The 21,951-nt window shown below is 71.7% G+C and carries 23 protein-coding genes and 1 riboswitch; of the genes, 16 read left to right on the top strand and 7 right to left on the bottom strand.

Annotated features, from left to right (window positions below; genetic code table 11):
• Positions 1-22 precede the first annotated feature (22 nt).
• The 4 genes from ACVHNB_RS17980 to ACVHNB_RS17995 all read left to right on the top strand — a co-directional run bounded on the left by ACVHNB_RS17980 (position 23) and on the right by ACVHNB_RS17995 (position 3,708).
• Positions 23-1,363, top strand: coding sequence for a hemolysin family protein (locus ACVHNB_RS17980; RefSeq protein ID WP_456228597.1), 1,341 nt, complete (start codon positions 23-25; stop codon positions 1,361-1,363).
• Between the two features lie 5 nt (positions 1,364-1,368).
• Entirely contained in the window at positions 1,369-2,397 is a 1,029-nt protein-coding gene (locus ACVHNB_RS17985; RefSeq protein ID WP_456228903.1) for a hemolysin family protein, read from the top strand.
• Between the two features lie 76 nt (positions 2,398-2,473).
• A complete protein-coding gene (locus ACVHNB_RS17990) occupies positions 2,474-2,929 on the top strand; it encodes a tellurite resistance TerB family protein (protein WP_428950127.1) in 456 nt (151 codons plus the stop codon).
• Positions 2,930-3,132: 203 nt separating this feature from the next.
• Complete coding sequence (locus ACVHNB_RS17995; RefSeq protein WP_428950126.1) at positions 3,133-3,708, top strand: TerD family protein; 576 nt, start codon at positions 3,133-3,135, stop codon at positions 3,706-3,708.
• 54 nt (positions 3,709-3,762) lie between these two features.
• Here ACVHNB_RS17995 and ACVHNB_RS18000 read toward each other — a convergent pair whose 3' ends face one another.
• The 4 genes from ACVHNB_RS18000 to ACVHNB_RS18015 form a co-directional block, all read right to left on the bottom strand.
• Positions 3,763-4,494, bottom strand: coding sequence for a dienelactone hydrolase family protein (locus ACVHNB_RS18000; protein ID WP_456228598.1), 732 nt, complete (start codon positions 4,492-4,494; stop codon positions 3,763-3,765).
• Between the two features lie 190 nt (positions 4,495-4,684).
• Positions 4,685-5,689 carry an adenosine deaminase gene (gene add, locus ACVHNB_RS18005; protein ID WP_456228599.1) on the bottom strand — a complete coding sequence of 335 codons (1,005 nt, stop codon included), beginning with the start codon at positions 5,687-5,689 and terminating at the stop codon, positions 4,685-4,687.
• A gap of 26 nt (positions 5,690-5,715) precedes the next feature.
• On the bottom strand, positions 5,716-7,488 hold the full coding sequence (locus ACVHNB_RS18010; RefSeq protein WP_456228600.1) for an adenine deaminase C-terminal domain-containing protein: 1,773 nt from the start codon (positions 7,486-7,488) through the stop codon (positions 5,716-5,718).
• Between the two features lie 48 nt (positions 7,489-7,536).
• Positions 7,537-8,985, bottom strand: a complete 1,449-nt coding sequence (locus ACVHNB_RS18015; protein WP_428950122.1) for a purine-cytosine permease family protein — start codon at positions 8,983-8,985, stop codon at positions 7,537-7,539.
• A 228-nt stretch (positions 8,986-9,213) separates the two neighbouring features.
• Here ACVHNB_RS18015 and ACVHNB_RS18020 point away from each other — a divergent pair, with 228 nt between their 5' ends.
• Positions 9,214-10,281, top strand: a complete 1,068-nt coding sequence (locus ACVHNB_RS18020) for a LacI family DNA-binding transcriptional regulator (RefSeq protein WP_428950121.1) — start codon at positions 9,214-9,216, stop codon at positions 10,279-10,281.
• A 33-nt stretch (positions 10,282-10,314) separates the two neighbouring features.
• On the opposite strand, the gene ACVHNB_RS18025 is transcribed toward ACVHNB_RS18020, so the two are convergent.
• On the bottom strand, positions 10,315-10,491 hold the full coding sequence (locus tag ACVHNB_RS18025; RefSeq protein WP_428950120.1) for a hypothetical protein: 177 nt from the start codon (positions 10,489-10,491) through the stop codon (positions 10,315-10,317).
• Positions 10,492-10,859: 368 nt separating this feature from the next.
• On the opposite strand from ACVHNB_RS18025, the gene ACVHNB_RS18030 reads away from it, so the two are divergent.
• Positions 10,860-12,032 (top strand): alanine--tRNA ligase-related protein, encoded by a 1,173-nt coding sequence (locus tag ACVHNB_RS18030; protein ID WP_456228601.1) that lies wholly within the window; start codon positions 10,860-10,862, stop codon positions 12,030-12,032.
• Positions 12,033-12,101: 69 nt separating this feature from the next.
• On the opposite strand, the gene ACVHNB_RS18035 is transcribed toward ACVHNB_RS18030, so the two are convergent.
• Positions 12,102-12,290 (bottom strand): hypothetical protein, encoded by a 189-nt coding sequence (locus ACVHNB_RS18035; protein ID WP_456228602.1) that lies wholly within the window; start codon positions 12,288-12,290, stop codon positions 12,102-12,104.
• Positions 12,291-12,439: 149 nt separating this feature from the next.
• Between ACVHNB_RS18035 and ACVHNB_RS18040 the strand changes: the two genes are divergently transcribed.
• From ACVHNB_RS18040 to ACVHNB_RS18050, 3 genes are all read left to right on the top strand, one after another.
• On the top strand, positions 12,440-12,850 hold the full coding sequence (locus ACVHNB_RS18040; protein WP_428950117.1) for an ANTAR domain-containing protein: 411 nt from the start codon (positions 12,440-12,442) through the stop codon (positions 12,848-12,850).
• 273 nt (positions 12,851-13,123) lie between these two features.
• Positions 13,124-13,312: a hypothetical protein gene (locus ACVHNB_RS18045; protein WP_456228904.1), complete on the top strand. Its 189-nt coding sequence runs from the start codon at positions 13,124-13,126 to the stop codon at positions 13,310-13,312.
• Positions 13,294-13,683 carry an STAS domain-containing protein gene (locus ACVHNB_RS18050; RefSeq protein ID WP_428950116.1) on the top strand — a complete coding sequence of 130 codons (390 nt, stop codon included), beginning with the start codon at positions 13,294-13,296 and terminating at the stop codon, positions 13,681-13,683. Before ACVHNB_RS18045 ends, ACVHNB_RS18050 begins: the two co-directional genes overlap by 19 nt.
• Positions 13,684-13,725: 42 nt before the next feature.
• On the opposite strand, the gene ACVHNB_RS18055 is transcribed toward ACVHNB_RS18050, so the two are convergent.
• The gene (locus ACVHNB_RS18055) at positions 13,726-14,427 is read right to left on the bottom strand and encodes an aspartate/glutamate racemase family protein (RefSeq protein WP_428950115.1); all 702 of its coding nucleotides are present in this window, start codon (positions 14,425-14,427) and stop codon (positions 13,726-13,728) included.
• Between the two features lie 159 nt (positions 14,428-14,586).
• A riboswitch (TPP riboswitch) is annotated at positions 14,587-14,687 on the top strand.
• Between ACVHNB_RS18055 and ACVHNB_RS18060 the strand changes: the two genes are divergently transcribed.
• From ACVHNB_RS18060 to ACVHNB_RS18090, 7 genes are all read left to right on the top strand, one after another.
• Entirely contained in the window at positions 14,679-16,133 is a 1,455-nt protein-coding gene (locus ACVHNB_RS18060) for a purine-cytosine permease family protein (RefSeq protein WP_456228603.1), read from the top strand. Its footprint overlaps the riboswitch before it by 9 nt.
• A gap of 115 nt (positions 16,134-16,248) precedes the next feature.
• Complete coding sequence (locus ACVHNB_RS18065; RefSeq protein WP_456228604.1) at positions 16,249-16,944, top strand: alpha/beta hydrolase; 696 nt, start codon at positions 16,249-16,251, stop codon at positions 16,942-16,944.
• Between the two features lie 116 nt (positions 16,945-17,060).
• Complete coding sequence (locus ACVHNB_RS18070; protein ID WP_456228605.1) at positions 17,061-17,978, top strand: class I SAM-dependent methyltransferase; 918 nt, start codon at positions 17,061-17,063, stop codon at positions 17,976-17,978.
• Positions 17,979-18,072: 94 nt separating this feature from the next.
• Complete coding sequence (locus ACVHNB_RS18075; protein ID WP_428957424.1) at positions 18,073-18,780, top strand: response regulator transcription factor; 708 nt, start codon at positions 18,073-18,075, stop codon at positions 18,778-18,780.
• Positions 18,767-20,731, top strand: a complete 1,965-nt coding sequence (locus ACVHNB_RS18080; RefSeq protein ID WP_456228606.1) for a sensor histidine kinase — start codon at positions 18,767-18,769, stop codon at positions 20,729-20,731. The genes ACVHNB_RS18075 and ACVHNB_RS18080 overlap by 14 nt, the downstream gene beginning before the upstream one ends.
• Before the next feature lie 113 nt (positions 20,732-20,844).
• Positions 20,845-21,264 (top strand): hypothetical protein, encoded by a 420-nt coding sequence (locus tag ACVHNB_RS18085; protein ID WP_456228607.1) that lies wholly within the window; start codon positions 20,845-20,847, stop codon positions 21,262-21,264.
• A gap of 72 nt (positions 21,265-21,336) precedes the next feature.
• Complete coding sequence (locus ACVHNB_RS18090) at positions 21,337-21,933, top strand: class F sortase (RefSeq protein ID WP_456228608.1); 597 nt, start codon at positions 21,337-21,339, stop codon at positions 21,931-21,933.
• Positions 21,934-21,951 lie beyond the last annotated feature (18 nt).

Genomic DNA, 21,951 nt, shown 5'->3' on the forward strand with positions numbered 1-21,951 from the left:
CTGCGCGGGCGGGGGTGGAGCGGTGACCGAGATCCTGTTGCTCGCGCTCGCGCTGCTCCTCACGCTCGCCTGCGCCCTCTTCGTGGCGGCCGAGTTCTCCCTGACCACCGTCGAACGTGCCGACCTGGAGCGCGCGGCGCAGGCGGGGGAGCGGGGCGCCGGCGGTGCCCTGAAGGCGGTACGCCGTCTGACGTTCCAGCTGTCCGGAGCCCAACTGGGCATCACCGTCACCTCGTTGGTGGTCGGCATGCTCGCCGAACCCTCGCTCGCCGTGCTGCTGCGCGGTCCGCTGGAGGCGGCCGGACTGGGCGGCGCCGCGTCGTCGGTCGCCTCCGTGCTCGGTGTCGCCCTGTCCACGGTGGTTCTCATGGTGGTCGGTGAACTGGTGCCGAAGAACTGGGCGATCGCGCGGCCGGTCGGCGTCGCCAAGGTGGTCGCCGGGCCGCAGCGCGGCTTCACCGCGGCGTTCGCCCCGTTCATCCGGCATCTGAACAACACGGCGAACCGTTTCGTGCGCCGCTTCGGACTGGAGCCCGCCGAGGAGCTGGCCTCCGCCCGGACCCCGGAGGAACTCGTCGCGCTCGCCCGGCACTCCGCGGCCGCCGGCGCCCTGGAGGCCGACTCGGCCGAACTCTTCGTCCGCACGCTGCACTTGAGCGAACTGAGTGCCGAGAACGTGATGACGCCGCGCGTCGACGTCCAGGCTCTGGAAGTGCATGCCACGGCCGCCGACGCGGCGAACCTCGCGCACGCCACCGGCCTGTCCCGCTTCCCCGTCTACCGCGACAGCCTCGACGACGTCATCGGCACCGTCCACATCCGTGACGCCCTCGCCCTGGAGCCGGAGAAGCGGCAGCTCACCGCGGTCACCGAGCTGGCCACGCCACCCCTCCTCGTGCCGGACAGCCTGCCCGCCGACCGGCTCCTGGAGCGGCTGCGGGATACCCGGACCATGGCCGTGGTCATCGACGAGTACGGCGGTACGGCCGGGGTCGCCACCGTCGAGGACATCGTGGAGGAGGTCGTCGGCGAGGTGCGCGACGAGCACGACCCCGCCGGCGCGCCCGACCTGCAGCCCGTCGGCCCGGCGCCGGACGGCCGTGCCGCCTGGGAGGCCGACGGCGGTGTCCGCATCGACCAGCTCACCGCGATCGGCCTGGCCGCGCCGGAGGGCCCGTACGAGACCGTGGCCGGACTCGTCGCCACCCGCCTCGCCCGCATTCCCGCCCCGGGCGACACGGTCGGCCTCGACGGCTGGGAGCTGGCCGTGCTCGACGTGGAGCACCACCGGGCCGACCGGGTCCGTATCACCGAGCCCGCACGGGCCGCTGCCGAGGCACAGCCGACGGAGGACGCCCGATGACCACGATGACCGTCCTGCAACTCGCCATAGGCGCGCTCACCCTGCTCACCAACGCGTTCTTCGTCGGCGCCGAGTTCTCGCTGATCTCCGTGCGCCGCAGCCAGATCGAACCGCGTGCCCAGGCCGGCGACAAGCGGGCCCGCTCCACCCTGTGGGCCCTCGAACACATCTCCGCGATGCTGGCCACGGCCCAACTGGGCATCACCGTCTCGTCGCTGGTCCTCGGCGCCGTCGCCGAACCCGCCATCGCCCACCTCCTCGAACCCGGCTTCGAAGCCGTCCATGTGCCGCACGCCCTCGTGCACCCGATCTCGTTCGTCATCGCCCTGACCGTGGCGACGTACGCGCACATGCTGTTCGGCGAGATGGTGCCGAAGAACATCGCGCTGGCCGCGCCCGCGCGCACGGCGCTGCTGCTCGGCCCGCCCCTGGTCGCCGTCACGCGCGTCCTCAAGCCGGTCGTGTTCGGGGTGAACTCCTTCGCCAACAGCCTGCTGAAGCTGTTGAAGGTGGAGCCGAAGGACGAGGTCGAGGCCGTGTTCACCGACGATCAGCTGGCGCGGATGGTGCTCGACTCCAGCGAGGCCGGGCTGCTGTCCAGCGCCGACGGTGAACGGCTGAGGGACGCGCTGGAGCTGGGCACGCGGCCGGTCGGCGAGATCGTCGTGCCGGCCCAGCGGATGCGTACGGTGACGCGGGAGATCACCCCGGGCGAACTGGAGCGCGTCGCGGCGCACGCCGGGTACTCGCGCTTCCCCGTCACCGGGAAGGACGGGGCGGCGCTGCTCGGCTACCTCCACATCAAGGACACCCTCGGACGCGCCGACCGCGACCTGCCCTTCCCACGGGCGGCCCTGCATCCGCTGACCCGGGTCCGCATCGACACCCCGCTCGACGACACGCTCACCGCGCTGCGGGCCCAGGGCAGTCATCTCGCCGCGGTCGTCGGCGACAAGGGCACGGTCATCGGCTTCGTGACGATGGAGGACGTGCTGTCGGAACTGGTGGGGCCCGCGGCGCCCGCGCCGGCGTGACCGGCGCGTCCTGCCTCCCGCACTCTGCTAATTTCTACACGGCTGTAGAACTAAGACCGTAACCGGAGGAGTACCCGTGGCCCTGTGGGACCGCATCAAGGAATCCGCGTCGACGATGCAGACGCAGCTGGTGGCGAAGAAGAACGACCTCAAGTCCGGCGCGTTCCGCGACGCCTCGATGGCCATGTGTGCGCTCGTCGCGGCCGCCGACGGCACCATCGACCCGTCCGAGCGGCGCCGCGTCGCGCAGCTGATCATGAGCAACGAGGTGCTGCAGAACTTCCCCGCCGACGACCTGCAGCGCCGTTTCGAGGCCAACCTCGACAAGCTGGTCGCGGACTTCGACTTCGGCAAGGTCAGCGTCCTGCAGGAGGTCGCGAAGGCGAAGAAGAAGGAGGCCGAGGCGCGCGCCGTCGTGCAGATCGGCATCGTCATCGGCGGCGCCGACGGCGACTTCGACAAGACGGAGCAGGGCGTGGTGCGTGAGGCGTGCCAGATGCTGGGGCTGCCGCCGCACGAGTTCGATCTCTGACCGGGAGGCCGGTGCGGGTGTCGGGGTGGGGTGGCGGGCAGGGATGCCGGCCACCCCGCCCCGGCGTTCGTCGTGGCAATTATTTTAAGTATTGCGCAAGTAATGGAATGATGGAGGGAGCGTCGACGTTGGCCAGGTGACGGCCGGTGCGCGGCGACGCGCAGGCCCGATCAGTTCGCACTCGAATACATGGAGGAAGTTCCGTGGGTGTTTCCCTGGCCAAGGGTGGCAACGTCTCGCTCAGCAAGCAGGCCCCCGGCCTGACGGCGGTCCTGGTCGGCCTGGGCTGGGACGTGCGCACCACGACCGGCGCGGACTACGACCTCGACGCCTCCGCGCTGCTGTGCGGCGAGGACGGCAGGGTCCTGTCCGACCGCGATTTCGTCTTCTACAACAACCTCACAAGCCCGGACGGCTCGGTCGAGCACACCGGCGACAACCTCACGGGTGAGGGCGAGGGCGACGACGAGTCGGTCAAGGTGAATCTCTCGGCTGTGCCGGCGCAGGTGGCGAAGGTCGTCTTCCCCGTCTCCATCCACGACGCGGAGAGCCGGGGCCAGAGCTTCGGCCAGGTCAGCAACGCCTTCATCCGCGTGGTGAACCAGGCCGACAACCAGGAGATCGCCCGCTACGACCTGTCCGAGGACGCCTCGACCGAGACGGCCATGGTCTTCGGCGAGCTGTACCGGCACGGCGCCGAATGGAAGTTCCGTGCCGTCGGTCAGGGCTACGCGTCGGGACTGCGCGGCATCGCCCAGGACTACGGCGTCAACGTCTGACGCGACTCCCGCGGTCCGTGTCCCGCCGACGGCGGGACACGGACCGGGCCGGCCTCAGCCCAGGTGCCGCCGGAAGAACCGCACGGCACTGTCGGTCTCGCACTCCGGCAGATCCCCGTGCTTGCCGGGATGGGCGTGCAGGGTCTTCTCGGCCGAGGCGAAGGCGTCGAACAGCCGCAGGCACTGGTGCCGTGGCACCCGCTCGTCGTCCCACTGCACGAGGAACTCGACGGGCACGGTGATGCGCGCGGCCGCCCCGGCCGACCCGAGCGCCCCGCCCAGACCGAGCACGGCCGCCCGGATCCGGGGCTCGGCGGCGACAAAGGGAACGCCCAGCCCGCAGCCCAGGGACACACCCCAGTAGCCCACCGGTCCCGGTCCCACGGTGCCCAGATCCTGGACCGCGTCGAGCACGGCCTGCCATTCCGGGACGGTCTGCCGGGCCACGAGCGCCTGGAAGTCGGCGATCAGCGGGGCCAGTTCGGCACCGGCCGCCACCCGCGCCCGGTTCTCCTCGGCGATCCGGTCGTATGTGGGGTCCGTGGGCCGGTCGCCGTGACCGGGGACGTCGACCGCCACCGCGGCGAAACCGCACACGGTCACGAAGCGGTGCGCCTGGACGAGCACCTCGGGAGCCCTCTTGTGCCGACCGCCGCCGTGACCGAGCACGATCAGAGGTCGCGGGCCGTCGGCTCCCTGCGGGGTCCACAGGACGCCGGGGATCTCGCCGAGGGTGAAGAGCTGTTCGGTGACGCCGTCGGGCGACGTCTCAGAAGTGAAGCGCATGACGCTCACGCCTTTCGGGATGCCTTTGCGGGCGCTCCCTAGGCCATGCGGGAGAGCGAGGAGGCCCGACCTGTCGCAGTGTCGATCGGTCTCACCTCCTCGGGGCGTCATGGCGCACAGCGGCTGCAAGCTACCACGGCAGGCCCGGACCGGGCCTGCCGTGGTCTCACTTCCGGATCTCGGGGCGCGATCAGCCCTGGTACGCCGCCAGTTCGGCCAGGAACTGCTCGCGAACCGCGGGCGCCGCCCACGAGATCTCGATGGCGTTGCGCTGGAGGCGCACGAGGTCCTCGTCGGACAGGGCGGCGGGCCCGCGCAGCGCGGCGAGGTTCTCGGCCACGTAGCCCGGGAAGTACGCCGGGTCGTCGGAGTTGACCGTCACCTTCACGCCCGCGTCCATCAGGGCGCGGATCTCGGCGGCCTTCGTCCCGTCCGTGACATGGGCGTTGGAGATCGGGCACACCGTCAGCCCCAGGCCCCGCTCGCGGATCCGCGCCACGAGCGCGGGGTCCTCCAGGGCATTGACACCGTGGTCGATGCGGTCGACGCCGATCTCCTCGATGACCTGGCGGATGTGCTCCGTGGAGTTCCTCTGGTCGACGTCGCAGTGCATCGTCAGCCGGAAGCCCTCGGCGCGCGCCCGGGCGAACACCGCACGGAACTTCACCGGCGGGTTGCCCGCCTCGTCCGAGTCGAGCCCGACGCCGACGATCCACTCCTTGTAGGGCAGCGCCTGGACGAGCGTCGCCATCGCGAACTCGGCCTGGAAGTCCCGCAGGAAGCACATCACCAGACGGCCCTTGAAGCCGGTCGCCCGCTCCGCGTCGTCCAGCGCCCGGGTCAGACCCCGGATGACGGTGTCGAAGGCCACGCCGCGCGCGGTGTGGGCCTGCGGGTCGAAGAAGATCTCCGCGTACCGCACGTTCTGGGAGTGCGCCTTGGCCGCGTAGGCCGCCGCGAGGTCGTAGAAGTCCTGCTCGGTACGGAGCACGGTCATGCCCTCGTAGTACACCGAGAGGAAGCCGGGCAGGTCGTCGAAGTCGTACGCGGCGCGCAGCGCGGCCTCGTCGGCGTACGGCAGCTCGATGCCGTTGCGCCGGGCGAGAGCGAACTTCAGGCCGGGCTCCAGCGTGCCCTCGATGTGCAGGTGCAGCTCGCACTTGGGCAGGCCGGCGATGAACGCGTCGACAGTCATGGTGGTGAACTCCTCGGAGAGCGGCGTCAGTTGGCGGCGGGGCGCAGGATGTCGACGACGTCCTGGGTGTGGTAGTTGACGACGCCCAGGTCGGTGACGGCGTACTCGGGGATCGCGGTGATCTCCAGGAAGATCAAGTAGCCGAACGCGGAGGGCAGTTCGCAGCCGAGGGCGCGGGCGGCGGCCTCCAGACGGTCCTCGGCGTCGGCCATCTCCTCGGGCGGCAGGTCGGCGACGATGCCGGCGACCGGGAGCGGCAGGAACTCCTTGATCTCGCCGTTCTCCACGACGATCTGACCGCCGCCGTGCTCGGCCAGGTGGTTCACGGCGAGGGCCATGTCGGCCCGGTCGGCGCCGACACAGATGATGTTGTTGTCGTCGGGGGCGGCCGACGAGGCGATGGCACCGGAGCGCAGACCGAACCCGTTGATCATCGCGGTGGCGGTGCCGCCGCCGTTCTTCCCGTAGCGCTCGGAGACCGTGACGTACAGGGCGTCCTGGTCCAGGTCCGCGCGGACCGTGCCCTCGACGACCGGGAGCGTCAGCTCGACGCCCTTGCGCACGAACGGCACCGTGCGGTCCATCTCGACGACGAGCACCCGGGCCGAGGAGCCCTCGGCGACGACACCGATGCCCTCGGCGCTGACCGGCGCGACCTGGAAGGCGGGGGAGAGGGCGGGGGTCCGCTCGGGCGGCCGCGGGGCGTTCACCGTACGCCCGTCCTCGGCGACCAGCTCACCGCGCGAGAACACCCGCTCCACCTGGAACGACTCGGGGGAGTCGACGATCAGCACGTCCGCGTAGCGGCCCGGCGTGATCGAGCCGACGAGGTGGTCGATGCGGTACATCTCGGCGCAGTTGAGCGTCGCCATCTGGATCGCCTCGACGGGCCGCACCCCGGCCTTGATCGCCATGCGCACCAGCTTGTCGAGGTGGCCCTCGCGCAGAATGTCGGCGACGTGCATGTCGTCGGTGCACAGCCCGACGCGGCGCGACTGGGCCCCGAACTCGGTGATGGTGCGCACGTTCTCGTTCATGAAGTGCGCCACCGACGACTCACGGATCAGCAGCGACATGCCGGCCCGCAGCTTCTCCAGGGCCTCTTCGGCGGTGTAGCTCTCGTGGTCGAGGCGGACGCCCGCGGCCGACAGCGCGTTGATGGTGGTCTGCGCGGCCATCGGGGCGCAGCCGAAGATCGGCAGCCGGTTGCGGTGGGCGAGTTCGAGGGCCCTGAGGACCTTCTCGTCGCGGTTGAGGACGAACTCGGCGACGGTCTCCCACACGCCGAAGCAGTCCGCCTGCCCCTGCGCCTGCGCGTGGTCGTCCGGTCCGAAGGTGAAGCCGACGGTCGTCTCGGGCAGCGTGTACGGCGTCTTGAACGGCGCGCCCCAGAAGATCTTCATCGGGCTCGCGTCGGCCTCGCGCAGCGCCTCGCGCACGCCGTCGAGGCCGGCGACGACGAGGAACTGGTCGAGCCCGGAGACCACCGAGGTCGTACCGAACCGGACGGCCGCGTCGGCGAACATCGTGACCGACAGCTTGGAGCACTCCAGGTGCAGGTGGCCGTCGATGAGTCCCGGGGTGAGGTACTTGCCGGTGGCGTCGACGATCTCGGTGCCGGGCCCCTCGTACGCGCTGACGTCCCCGGTGGCGGCGACGCGGTCGCCGGTGATGGCGACGTCGGCCGGGTAGATCTCGCCGGTGCAGACGTTGACGAGCTGTCCGCCCTTGATGATCCGGTCGGCCTTGACGACACCTTCGGAGGCGTCGATGAGGTCGCGGAGGCTGGGGTGGTTCATGGGGTTCGCTCCAGAGCGCGTACGAGAGGGCGGAGAAGGAGGGGAGTCTCAGGCGGAGGGGGTGAGCGCGGCCTCGGCGCGGACGGTGCGGCGGGCGAGCAGCCAGTACGCGACACCCGCGACGAGGGCGCCCGCGAACACCGACAGGTCCAGGCCGCCGGCGGCGTCGGACAGCGGCCCGACGAACACCGTGGAGTCGACCCAGAGGACCGCGGCGACGAAGCCGAGCAGGACCGCGATCAGGCCGGCGGGGCGGACGCCGCCCTTGTGCCAGTAGATGCCGTCGCGGCCGGTCTCCTCGGGGAACAGCGAGGGGACGTCGTAGCGGCCGCGGCGCAGCGCCCAGTCGGTGAGGTAGACGGCGGCCCACGGACCGAGCCACAGCACGATCAGGCTGAGGAAGTTCGACAGCAAGGTGTAGAAGTCCGCGGAGAACACGGCCCACAGGGTGATCGCCGTGCACAGGGTCAGGTCGATGAACACGACCATCCAGCGCTTGATCGGGATGCCGACGGCCAGCAGGTTCAGGCCGGAGGAGTACATGTCGGTGGTGTTCACCGCGAGCAGCGAGACGATCGCGAGCAGCAGGTACGGGGTGATGAACCAGCCGGGCAGGACCTCGGGCAGTCCGGAGATCGGGTCGGTCGCGTTCGTCGTCGCGGTGGCGACGGCCGCGCCCAGGATCTGCAGCAGGATGTTGGGCACCATGCCGCCGAGCGCGGCGCAGGTGAACACCTTGCGGGGCGCCGAGTCGGCGGGCAGGTAGCGCGAGTAGTCGCTGCCCATGTCCGCCCACGACAGGCCGCCGGACGCGGTCACCATGGCGAGCACCAGGGAGATCGTCACCAGCGACGGGGCGGCGCCGTGCGCGGCGAAGTCGGCCTTGGGCACGACGAGGAACGCCATGACCGCGAACATCGCCGCGAAGATCCAGGCGAAGTACTTCTGGACCTTCATGATCAGGTGGTAGCCGGACAGCGGCAGCAGCATCTGCAGACCGGCCGCCACCGCGATGACCAGCAGCTTGAGCGGGGTGCCGGCCGTGACACCGGCCTGCTCCAGGAGCGCGAGGCCGGCGAGGACGATCAGCACCATGCCGCCCGCCTCGAAGCCGACCAGCATGACCCAGCTCAGCAGGGCCGGCAGCCGTCCGCCGCGCGGCCCGAAGGCGGCGCGCGACACGGAGTGCGTGGACGTTCCGGTGCGCGGTCCCTGGAGGCTGGTCAGGCCGGTGACGGTGAAGCCCAGGACGTTGCCGACGACGATCAGTGCGACCGCGTACCAGAACGACAGGCCGAAGGAGACGACGAGCGCTCCGTAGACGACGGTGAAGACGGTGGTGTTGGTCCCGGCCCACAGGCCGAACAGGCGGCTGGGCCCGCCCTGGCGCTCGGCGGCGGGGACGGCGTCGATGCCGCGCTGCTCGACCGTGAAGACGGACGTCGGCGTGGCGGGCTCGGAGGATCCGGGCGGGGCGGCGGTGGTGGCCTCGGCCATGGTCGGCAGGCGTCCTTTGCGGACTCGCGTCCCGGCCTGGAGGGACGGGACGGTGATGTACGGGGATGTCCGGTGCGAACCGGAGGGGCGCACGGCGGTGTGCGGGGGAGCGGCAGGCGGCACGGGAGTGGTCCGGTGCGAACGCCGAGCCTGTTGCCCAAACGTTTTGGCAACGGTCCGGACGGTACTGCCTAAACGTTTTGGCAGTCAACCGGTAAGCTCGCCGCCATGTCAGACGTCACAGAGCCGAAGCGGAACGGAGCGGCCCGGGGCCCCCGCGCCCAGGGGGCGGCCAAGGGAGGCGGCCTGCGCGAGGTGGCCCGGCGGGCCGGAGTCTCGGTCACCACCGCCTCGCACGCGCTCAACGGGGTCGGCCGGGTCGGCGCCGAGACGCGCGAGCGGGTGCTGGCCGTCGCGGCCGAGATCGGCTACCGCGCCAACCCCAATGCCCGGGGGCTGCGCGGCGCCCGTACGGGGCTGCTCGGTCTGACGCACCGCACCGCCGTCGAGGGCGGCATCACCGACATCGAGTATTTCGTGAAGATCGTGAACGCCGCGACCTGGACGGCGATGGCGCACGACTACTCCCTCGTGCTCGTCCCGCCCTCCCTCGACGGCCGCCCCTTCGACTCGCTCCCGCTCGACGGCACCATCGTCATCGACCCGCTCACCGACGACCCGCTGCTGACGCGGCTGTCGGACATGGGTGTGCCCGTGGTCACCACCGGCCGCGACCTGTCCCGCAAGGACGCCTTCCCCTGGGTCGACAACGAACTGTCCACCTGCGCCGTCGCCGCCTTCGAGCATCTGGCGGCCACGGGGGCCCGCCGGATCGGTCTGCTGACCGGATCGACCGGGCAGTCCTACGACGAGGACGCCGCCCGTACCTACCGTGACTGGTGTGCGCGCACGGGAAATCCGGTGCTCATGGACCGCGCCGAGCCCGGCACCGACTCCACCGCGGCCGCGCACCGGCTGCTCAGCCGCCCGGACCGTCCCGACGCGCTGTACGTGGTGATGGAGAAGTTCGGCTTCGCCACGCTCGCCGTCTGCCGTGAACTGGGTCTCGCCGTGCCGCAGGACGTCCAGATCGTCGTCGGCGCGGACGGTGAGTTCGCCCGCAGCGCCCGTCCCGCGCTCACCGCGCTCGACCTGGCGCCCGAGGAGATCGGCAAGCAGGCCGCGGAGCTGCTCATCGGCGTGATCCAGAACCCGCGGACGGAGGAGACCGCGGCGCGGCACCGGCTCGTTCCCGCCACGCTGCTGCGGCGCGCCTCGACCCGTGAGCCCGTCTGAGGCGTTCCCGGCGGCGGACGACTGCGGTTTGGGTCAATAGATCACGGTGGACCACCGGTTGCAGCAGATCTGCTCCTCGGCCTGCGCCGATACGGCGTTCTCCTCGGGCTGCTGCGGCGGCTTCCGGAGCGTGCCGTCCGGCGCGGTGCGGGAGTGCGGCTGCACCGGGACGCGGTGCGCCAAGCTGTTGATCGCATCAATCTCGGCCATGTCCGGTCAACGAGCCAGGCGCCGCCTGGTTGCGCGACGTGACCGACTCCGGTGGCGTGCAGGCCGCCGCGCTCTCCTTCGTGCGCCGGCCGGGCCTCGCCGCCGGGGCGAGTCGAAAAGCAGGTGTGGTTCCCGCGCGGGCCGCGTTAGCGTGGAGCCATGAACGTCATCGGCCGAAGTGCCACCGCAACCGCGCGAGCGACCAGCTCGCCGGTTGCCGCCTGACGTTCTTCAGTTCTTCCTCGGCGACCGGAGACGGCCCGCCGAGGATTCCGTGGCAGTCCCTTCCCTGCCCGCTCCGGTCTCCGATGATCGTGCGGACCCCGTGTCCGGTGCCTCCCCGCTCAGTCGCGAAGGAGCCACACCCCATGAACACCGAAGAGATCATCCGTACGTTCGTCGAGTACTTCGAGGAGCGCGGCCACCGCCGCATCACCGGCTCCACACTCCTGCCGCCGCCCGGCGATCCCGTCCTGTTCACCACGTCGGGCATGCATCCCCTCACCCCGTACCTCGAAGGGAAGCCGCACGAATTGGGGCGGCGGCTGGTCAACGTGCAGCGCTGTCTGCGGACCACGGACGTGGACGAGGTCGGCGACCCCACGCATCTGACGGTCTTCGAGATGCTCGGCACCTGGTCGCTCGGCGACTACGAAGGCCCCCAGAGCCTCGTATGGGGATACGAACTGCTCACCGAGGGGCTCGGTGTCGACCCGGGCCTGATCCACGCCACGGTCTTCGGCGGCGACGAGCAAGTGGGCCCCGACACGGACTCCCTGCGCGTGTGGCAGGAGTTCGGGGTCCCGGTGGAGCTCACCGTCGAGGACAACTGGTGGTCCAACGGCCCGACCGGCCCGTGCGGACCCGACTCGGAGATCTTCGTCTGGACCGGCGACACCCCACCGCGGTCGACGCCCACCCGTGACGACCGCTGGGTCGAGGTGTGGAACCACGTGATGATGCGTCACCGCCGCCTTCCCGACGGCTCCCTCGTGCCGCTGCCGCAGCGCAACATCGACACCGGCCTCGGCCTGGAGCGGCTGGCCTCACTGCTCCAGGGCAAGAACTCCGTGTTCGAATGCGATGTCTTCACGCCGTGGCGCGACCTGGTGCCGTCCCTGTGGGACCTGGACGAACCGTCGTTGCGTATCGTCTGCGACCACTTGCGCTCCGCCATCGTGGTGATTGGGGACGGAGTGCGGCCGGGCAACACGGGACGCGACTACGTGCTGCGGCGGCTGGTGCGGCGTGCCCTCACCGTCTTGTGGCGCGACGACCCCTCACCTCATCTGGGCGACCTTCCGGGGGAGTTGGTGCGCCACACCCTGGACCACTTCCGGCAGACCACGGACCCGGACGAGGTGCGCGGGGTTCTCCTCGACGAGGAACAGCGGTTCCGCCGGCTTCTCCAGCGCGGCCGACAGGTGCTGGCCCGCCCGCGCTTCCAGGGCCCGCTCGACGAAGAGGACCTGCACTATCTGCACGACACGCACGGCTTGCCCCGCGACCTGGTGCTGAGCCTGCGGAGCTTGGGGTCGTAGGGGACCGGGGTGGCGTGCATCAGATGCCGCGCTGCCGACGGATCGACCCGGCACCCGTGAGAGGAGCACTCAGCGCGGCGTCCCGTACACGGCCCACGCGATGATGAACAGCACGACCGCGCCCGTCAGCACCAGGGTGCCGGTTCCCATGTGCAGGGAGCGTTCTTGCTCGGCGCGCTTCTCCTCGATGAGGACCTTCGCGTCGGCCTCCGTGCGCGTACGCACCCATTGGCCGTTCTGGCCCAGATTCGGAACCATGCTGCACCTCCCGCATCAACTCCTGTGCTGCTCACCACTTTTCGGGACGTCAAACCGCACAGGTGCGAATATGTCGAGGGCATGCCGATGCGTTACGCAAGGCATTGCGCGGCGTGAAAAGTGGGAGAGAGTGTGAAACAAGCCGCCCCATGGAGACAGCACTGCCCGGCCGAGCGGTACCCCGTCCCGACAATAGCGCGGAGGTCGTGATGAGCCCTGAAGGCGAAGGCGCCGATCCGGCGGAGGGCGCGGAGGTGTCGGTGGCCGCGCTGAAAGAGGAGAACGAACAGCTCCGGCGCGCCATCCACGCGCACGCGACGGTGGACCAGGCGATCGGCATCATCGTGGCGGTCGGCCGGCACACGCCGGAGGAGGGATGGAACATCCTCCGCGAGGTGTCCATGAACACGAACGTCAAGCTGCGTGAGGTGGCCGAGGCGTTGATCGAGTGGGGGTGCAGCGGGGACCTCTCCGCGGGCATCCGGGCGGAACTCGAGCGGCGTCTGGATCGCCACCGGGGCGACAGCGCATGCGGCGATCGGCGGCCACCCGCTTCGTGACCGGGCGAGGGCCCCGCTCTCCGCCCGCTCCACGAGCGGGCGGAGAGCGGGGTGGCGAGCTCACTGCCGAACCCTCCCGGGAGGGGCTCGGGGCGTCAGCCCTGTTCTCTGCCCTGGTCTGGGCGGGGTTCCCGCATTTGACCGAGTCATTCAGGTTCTGGGGAACACGATGGGAACAGCGGCGCCACGATTCCCCGCCACGGCAGGGAACCGACCGGGGAGCTGGACCACCACACCACGCCCGAGGTCCGCGCCGCGCTGCCCGGCATCGACCTGTGCCCGGTCCGGCAACTCGTCCTCGATCTCGAAGGTCTCGCGCCGTGCGACTCCAGCGGTGTCGGCGTGCTGATCGCCTGCCCGGCACACAAGGGGGCGTGGCTTCCCGGATCGGGGGTAGGCGCAGCCGATAGGGGCCGTGCGGCCCTATGGCTGAGGGGTCGAAGATGGAACGAGCGCGGGTGAGCTTCCCGGCCCGTTGGGAAGACGGCGGTGTCCTGGTCGTCGATGTCGTCGGCGAGTTCGACGAGGGCGCGGCGGCCGAGCTGTGCGGTCTGCTGACGCGCATGGCCCGTACCGGACAGCAGGTCTTCGTGGTGGACTTCACGGGAGCCGAGCGCTGTGACATCGGCGCGGCCCGGGCGTTCGTCCGGGCGAGCCTGGAGGCGGAGGCCATGTCGGGGGACGGGTTCCTCGCTGTCGTCGCGAGCGCCGTGGTGCGTTCCGCGCTGTACACCGCGGCTGCCGACTGCCTCTCGGGCGGCGTCCACGGCTCCGTCACGGACGCCGTCGAGGCGTACTGGGCCCCGGAGGGACTGGGGGAGCGGGCGTCCTGAACGCAGGCCCGCTCGGCCGCCGCGGAGCCGGCAGCCGCTGGTTCAGGACGCGGCGTCGCCCAACGCGGCCGTCACGGCTGCCTCGGCATGCAGGCGTGCCGTCGGAAAGACGGGGACGGGACTGTCCTCGGCACCGATCAGCAGCTCGATCTCGGTGCAGCCGAGGATGATTCCCTGCGCGCCCGCATCGACGAGTCCCGCGATGACCTTCTGATACGCGGCGCGCGACGCGTCGCGGACCACGCCGAGGCACAACTCCTCGTAGATCACCCGGTGCACGAGCGCCCGGCCCGCTTCATCGGGCACGAGGACGTCGAGGCCCCCCTGTTCGAGGCGGCCGCGGTAGAAGTCCTGCTCCATCGTGAACGCGGTGCCCAGCAGGCCGACCCGCCCGAGTCCGGCCGCACGTACGGCGTCGGCGGTCGCGTCGGCCAGATGGATCAGGGGGACAGCCGTGGCCGCCTGGACCTGGTCGGCGACCTTGTGCATCGTGTTGGTGCAGATCAGCAGCATGTCGGCGCCGGCCGCCTCCAGGCTCCGGGCCGCCGCGGCGAGAATCCGTCCGGCCTCCGCCCAGCGGCCCTCGACCTGCAACCGCTCGATCTCCGCGAAGTCCACCGAGTGGAGCACGCACCGCGCCGAGTGCAGTCCGCCGAGCCGGTCCCGGGTGAGCTCGTTGAGCAGCCGGTAGTACTCCGCCGTCGACTCCCAGCTCATCCCGCCGATCAACCCGATGGTCTTCATCGCACCACTCCTGAACCGTGATCACCGGGCGGGCCTGCCCGGCACTCACGAGCATAAGCGCAGGGTCTGACGGCGAATCGCGCCATAAGCGGGGCTTATCGGAGGTCATGGGGGTGGGGCGAGCGCAGGGCGAAGGACCGGCTAGTGTTCGCTCCGGTACTGCCCGACACGGGGTGCCCCGCGACAGCGACGGGGCTGAGATCACACCCGTAGAACCTGAACCAGTTAGCACTGGCGGAGGGATGTCAGCGATGTCGATGCCGCACGCTTCCATGGAGCCGCACGCCGCCGAGGCGCCGGGCGCGGCCGTCTTCGACGGGCGCATGCCCGTCGCACCGGGGGACTGGCGCCCCGAGGCGCGGGGCATAGCCCCCGTCCCCGAGAGCCACCGGTACGGGCGCGCCGGACGGCTGTTCACCGTCTGGTTCGCGCCGAACCTGACCATGAGCGGCGTCTTCACCGGCACCGTCGGGATCGCCCTGGGGCTGGACTTCGCCACCGCCCTCGCCGCGGTGGTCGTCGGCACCGTGCTCGGCGCCGTGCCCACCGCCTACCTCGGCACCTGGGGCAGCCGCACCGGTGCGGGTCAACTGCCGCTCGCGCGGCTGGCCTTCGGGCGGGGCGTGGTCGTACCCGGCGCCCTGCAATGGCTGTCGTCCATTGCCTGGGACGCGCTCATCGGCCTGTTCGGCGGCGACGCCCTCGCACGGCTCTGCGGCTGGCCGTTCTGGCTGGGGGCGCTGGTGATGATGGCCGCCCAAGGAGCGCTCGGCGCGCTGGGCTACGAGGCGATCCACCGCCTCCAGAAGGGCATGACGGCTGTTCTGGCGATCGCCTTCTGCGCCCTGGCGGTCCGCCTTGCCGACGCCGGGGTCACCCCGGCCGGCCACGGGGCCGCGCACGGTGCCGACCGCTTCGGCGCGTTCGTCCTGACCGCCACGATCGCGTTGAGCCTGGCCATCTCCTGGGCTCCGTACGCCAGCGACTTCAGCCGCTACCTGCCGCGCGCCACCTCCCCGGCGCGCATGTTCTGGTGCACGCTGTCCGGCGTCGTCGTGTCGTTCACCGCCGTTCAGGCCCTCGGGCTCTGGGGCGCCTCGGTCTTCACCGACCAGACCGCCCAGGGCGTCGACACCTTGCTCGGCGGTGGAGTGATCGGCTCGGTCGGACTGCTGGCCGTGGCGCTCGCCGCGCTGTGCAGCAACGCGATGAACGACTACAGCGGTTCGCTCGCCCTGCAGGTCATCGGGGCGCGCCTGCCGCGCCCGCTCGCCGCCGGTCTCGCCGCGCTCCTCGGCTTCCCGCTGGTGCTGTGGATGCACGCCGCGGACACTGCCGCCCGCTTCCAGAACGTGCTCCTGTTCGTGGGCTACTGGATTCCCGGGTTCGTGGCGGTCGTCCTCGTCGACTGGCGGGCCCGGGCCCGTGAGCGAGGCGGCGCCGACATCGACCTGGCCGAGGAACAGGCCCGTCAACAACCTTTTCTGCCCGCGCTGTTGGCGTTCCTCGCCGCCTTCGCCGCCACCGTTCCCTTCATGGACACGGCCCTCTACGTCGGGCCCGTCGCCGAGGCGCTCCACGGCGCGGACCTCGGCTACTACGTGGCCTTCGGCACCGCGCTCGTCCTCTACGCGCCTTTCAGGCTGCGTCGGGGCAAGACGCTTCGGACGGGCCGCACCGACGTGATCAGGTCCGACCGGAACTGACAGGCATCGGCGCCCGGCTGCCGGCCGGACGCCGGTACGCGTCATGCGGGGCCAGGGATTCTGCTGTCGGCCAAGACGGGCGCGGCCGTCCCGCCGAGGCCGACAGGATCGGCCCATGCAGCCACTCTTCGTGCTCGTCCACAGCCCGTCCGTGGGTCCCGCGACCTGGCGCCCGGTGGCCGACCGCCTGAGAGCGGCGGGACATCAGGCGCGGGTGCCGTCCCTGCTGCACGTGGCCGCCGACGCTCCGCCTTTCTGGCCCGGCATCGTCCGCGCCGTCCGTGACGACCTCCGGCACGTCCCGGCCGACCAGCCCGTCGTCCTGGTGGCACACAGCAACGCGGGCCTGTTCCTCCCCGTGATCCGCTCGGGCCTCGACCAACCGGTGACCGGCTCGGTCTTCGTCGACGCCGCGCTGCCGGCCCGGACGGGACCGACCCCCGTCGCGCCATCGGAACTGCTCGACCTTCTCCGCCCGATGGCGGTCGACGGCGTACTGCCGCGATGGACCGACTGGTGGGACGAGGCCGACACCGCCCCGATGTTCGCCGATCCCGCGATGCGGCGGACGGTCGTCGAGGAGCAGCCCACCCTGCCGCTGTCCTACTACGAGCAGCACATCCCCGTGCCCGACGGCTGGGACGACCACCCCTGCTCCTACCTGCTGTTCGGCCCGCCGTACGAAGACCTCTGCGCCGAGGCGCGCGCACGCGGCTGGCGCGTGGCACACCTTCCCGGCGCACACCTCCACCAGCTCGTCGACCCCGCCGGCACGGCCCGGCACCTCGTCGGCCTCGCCACCGCCCCCTGACGCTCCCGCCCAGTACAGCCGAGCTTTTTTGCGCAGCACGCCGTCGAGATCGCGGGCTTCTTGCGTCATGGGCAAATCGGAATGCGCCGAGGGCAAGAGCGCGTACCGTCGGACCCATGACGCACGACGTATCCGCAGCTCACAGCACCCACGCACACACCCACGCGCACGGCGGCCACGGGGAAGCGCACCAGCACGGACCCGGCCCGGACGGCCTCGCGGAGATCCTCGACCTCGACGCCGAACTGTTCGCGAGCTACCTCGCCTCCGTGACCGCCCGGGTCGCGGAGCTGGCCGGGGACGACGTCCGGCACATCGTGGACCTCGGTGCCGGCAGCGGAACCGGCACCTTCGCGCTGCTGAAGCAGTTCCCCGACGCGCGGGTGACCGCCGTCGACAGCTCCGCCGACATGCTGGAACAGCTCGCCAGGGCCGCGGCGGAGCGGGACGTGACCGCACGGGTGGAGACCGTCCAGGCCGACGCCGGGGCGAGCCTGCCGGGCATCGACGGCGCGGACCTCGTCTGGGCCTCGGCCTCCCTCCACCACCTTGACGACCCGGCCGCGGCGCTCGCCGTCATCCATGGAGCACTGCGCCCCGGCGGGCACGTGGCCGTCGCCGAACTGGACGGGATGCCGCGCTTCCTGCCGGACGACGTCGTGCCGGACCGGACCGGTCTGGAGGACCGGTGCCGTACGGCGCTCACCGCACTCCACACCGAGCAGGTGCCCCACCTGGGAGCCGACTGGGGCACCCTGTTGGCAGCGGCGGGTCTCGGCGTCGAGTACGAGCACACCGAGCATCTGCGCCTGGACGCCTCGACCCCGCTGCCCGCGAGCGCCGGACTCTACGCGCACCGCGTCCTGCACCGCATCCGCGGAGCCGTGGAGGGCCGCGTCGACGCCGCCGACCTCGCGGCGCTCGACACGCTCCTGGACGGCGGCGCGCAGGACGTGCGCCACCGCGACGACCTCGTGGTGCGCTCGACACGACAGCTGTGGATCGCCCGCCGCCCCGCGGACGCCGGACTCTGACGGCGCGCACCGCCCGCGTCGGGCCGCGGAGGAACCGCGCCGAAGCGGCACGTCACGCGGCTCGCCTACGCTCTGCCAGGTGTGCGCACATGTGATGGTCGCCGAAGACGACGAGAAACAGGCCGAACTGGTCCGCCGCTACCTGGAGCGGGAGGGCCACGCCGTCACCGTCGTGGGGGACGGGCGGCAGGCCATCGAGGAGGTCCGGCACAAGGAGCCCGACCTCCTCGTCCTCGATGTGATGATGCCGCGGACCGACGGCCTGGACGTCGTACGCGTGCTGCGCGCGGAGGCGCGTGAGGTGCCGGTGCTGATGCTGACGGCCCGCAGCACCGAGGACGATCTGCTGCTCGGCCTCGACCTGGGCGCCGACGACTACATGACGAAGCCGTACAGCCCGCGCGAGTTGATGGCGCGGGTGCGCACACTGCTGCGCCGCACCCACCGGGGCGGCCCCGGCCCGAGCGGCACCGCCCGGTTCACGGTCGGCTCGCTGGTCGTTGATCCCGACCGGCACGAGGTCTCGGTCGACGGCGCGCCCGTGGAGTGCACACCCGGCGAGTTCCGGCTGCTCGCCGCGATGGCCGCCGAGCCCGGCCGGGTCTTCAGCCGTCAGCGACTCCTCGCGGAACTGCACGGATTCGACAAGTACATAAGCGACCGCACGGTCGACGTGCACGTCATGAACCTCCGCAAGAAGATCGAGCCCGCGCCGCGCCGCCCGGTCCGGCTGCTCACCGTGTTCGGCGTCGGCTACAAGCTGACGGACCCGGCGAAGGGCGCACGCGATGCGTCGGCGTAGGCCGGGGGAAGGGCCGCGGCGGGACCGGCCGCCGCTGCGCAAGAGCCTGAGCGGCAGACTGCTGGGCGTCTCCGTCCTGGTCGCCACCTGTTCCGTGGCGGCGACGGCCTGGCTCGCCGTCCAGACCACGTCCGGCGCCATCAAGCAGGAACAGGGCCAGAACCTCGCCGACGACACGAGGATCTACGACACCCTGCTCGGGTACGCGGCCACGCACCCCGGCTGGGACGGCGTCGACGCGACCGTGCGCGACCTGGCCCGTTCCACGGGGCGCCACATCACGGTGACCACCCAGGCACGCCGTCCGCTCGCCGACTCGGCGGGGCACACGGCCCCGGGCGCGCTGCCCACGCAGGCCTCGGCGACCGTCGACCCGCTGTCCGTGGACACGGCGCTCGCCGCCGACCGGACCCGGACGGCGACCGCGTCGACGGACCGGATCGACGCACGCGCGGTCGGCCCGTTCCGGCTGCCGGCCGCCGAGCGGTCGCAGCTGCGCGCCTTGGCCCGGCGCGCCACGTCGTGCCTGCGGTCGGTCGGGCTCGCCTCGGACATCGTGGTGGGCCCGAGCGGCCGCCCGCGGATACAGACCGTCGGCACCGGCGCCGGTACCGGGACGAGCACCGCCACCCTCCCCCCGGTGTACGACAAGTGCACGACGGACGCGCTCGACCGGCCGACGACGACGGAGCGCAAGGCGCTCGCCGCGCTGACCCGCCTCACCAACTCCTGCCTCACGCGCCAGGACCACTCCCGCGTCGCCCTCTCCCTCGATCTCACCTGGGAGCAGGGGCCGCGCCCCGTACCGGCGCAGGAAGCGTCCCGGGCACCGACGCCGGCCCCGGTCGCGACCGTGGCCGAGGACGACCGCACGGTGGCCTCGTGCGTCAGCACGGCGCGCCGCGAACAGCTCACCTCCTACGTCGCCGCGCCCGTCCTGCTGTTCATCGGCGACCCGGACGGCGGCACCGTCCCCGGTTTCGACCTGTCCCCCCGTAACACCGCCAAGATCGCGGGCGTCGCCGCCCTGGTCCTCGCCCTGACCGTCGGCGCCTCCGTCCTCGCCGGCACCCGACTGGTGCGACCGCTGTACGCGCTGACGGGCGCCGCCCAGCGACTGCGGGACGGCGGCGCCGCGCAGCCGGTACCGGTGACGACGGACAACGAGATCGGCAGGCTCGCGGCCGCGTTCAACGACATGTCGGCCCACCGCGCACGTCTGGAGGAGCAGCGCAAGGCCATGGTGAGCGATGTCGCGCACGAACTGCGCACGCCGCTGAGCACCATCCGCGGCTGGCTGGAAGCGGCGCAGGACGGACTGGCCGACCCCGATCCGGCGTTCGTCGCGTCGCTCCTCGAAGAGGCCGTGCAGCTCCAGCACATCATCGACGACCTCCAGGACCTGGCGGCCGCGGACGCGGACGCGCTGCGCCTGCACCCGCGGCCGCTGCGCGTCGAGGAACTGCTCGGCCAGGTCGCCGCGGCCCACCACGTGCGCGCGGAGACCGCGGGGGTGACGCTGGCCGTGGAGCAACAGGCTCCTCCCGTGCCGGAGTTGACGGCGGACCCGGTGCGGCTTCGGCAGGCGGTCGCCAACCTCGTGTCGAACGCGATCCGCCACACGGAGCCGGGCGGCACGGTCACCCTGCGGGCCCACGCGACGGAGTCCGGTGACGAGATCGTGGTGGAGGTCGCCGACACCGGCAGCGGCATCCCCGAGGCCGACCTACCGTACGTCTTCGACCGTTTCTGGCGCGCGGAGAAGTCCCGCAACCGGCGCACGGGCGGCAGCGGCCTGGGCCTGTCGATCGTCCGCAAACTCGCCCAGGCCCACGGCGGTTCGGCCACGGCCGCGAGCACGGAGGGCGAGGGATCGGTGTTCGCGCTGCGGCTGCCGCGCACGGGTCCGCCCCCGCGGACCGGCCCTGATGCCACGACCACAGCGGTCTGACAGCTTCTTCACAACTCCGCGCAAGCCTGTGTTCGTCGATCACCGGCTCACCCCCGGCGATCGACGTCTCGTGGCCGACCGGCCCCGAGCGAACAGGTATTGGAGTCATCGCCATGTCCCACCGACTGTCCCTGCGCACCGCAGCCGTCGCCGCCGCCGTGGCGGCCGGGGTGCTCGTGCCCGCCGGCACCGCGCTCGCCACCGACACCACACCCAAGCCGGTGGCGAGCGACCGCGCCGCCGACGAGAAGGCCGACAAGACGCCCGCCCCGACCAGGGACTCGGACGCGGCGCGCAAGCGGGCCGCCGCCAAGGAGGCCGAGGCGACGCCCGCTCCGGCGCAGGACTCGGAGGCGGCGCGCAAGCGGGCCGCCTCCGCCACGACGGCGCCGCGCGGCGGTGTGGCCGCCGGTGAACAGCCGGCGGCGCACGACGACGGCGCCACCACGGCCCTCGTCGGCTCGCTCTCCGCGGCGGCACTCCTCGCGGGCGCGGGCACGGTGGTGCTGCGCCGCCGCTCGGCGCAGCACTGAGCAACCGCCCTCCGCTCAAGGCGCCGTCCGTTTCCCGGGCGGCGCCCCGGCTTTCCGCCCCAGGAGTCCCTCGTGCACCAGCCGACGCGCCGCGCGGCCGCCCTGCCCCTGCTCGCCCTCCTCGTCTCGCTCACCGCCTGCTCCGCGGGCACCGGCGCCCGCATCAGCGGTGACGCGACCACCGCGCCGCCCACCCGGCGGGTGCCCGGACCCGAGCGCACCGCTTCCGTCGTTCCCGACCGGGTGACCATCGCGTCCGTCGGCGTCGACAGCGCTCTTCTCCCGCTCGGACTGAACCAGGACGGCACCGTCGAGGTCCCGCCCGCCGAGCAGGGGATGACCGCCGGCTGGTACACGGGTGCCGCGGTTCCGGGCGAGCCCGGCGCCGCCGTGATCATCGGGCACAACGACACCAGGTTCGGCGAAGCCGTCTTCCACGACCTCCACAAGATCAGCAAGGGTGCCGACATCGCCGTGCGCGACTCCCGCGGCAGGACCCTCCACTTCACGGTCACGGCGACCGAGACCGTCAGCAAGAAGGCCTTTCCGACGGACAAGGTCTACGGGGCCACGAACGCGCGCGTCCTGCGCCTGATCACCTGCGACGGCGCCTTCGACCCGCAGGGCCACCCCGTGGACAACCTGATCGTGTACGCAGCCGAACGCTGATCCGCCGGCCACCCCGAC

This window comes from Streptomyces sp. YJ-C3 (assembly GCF_053891275.1).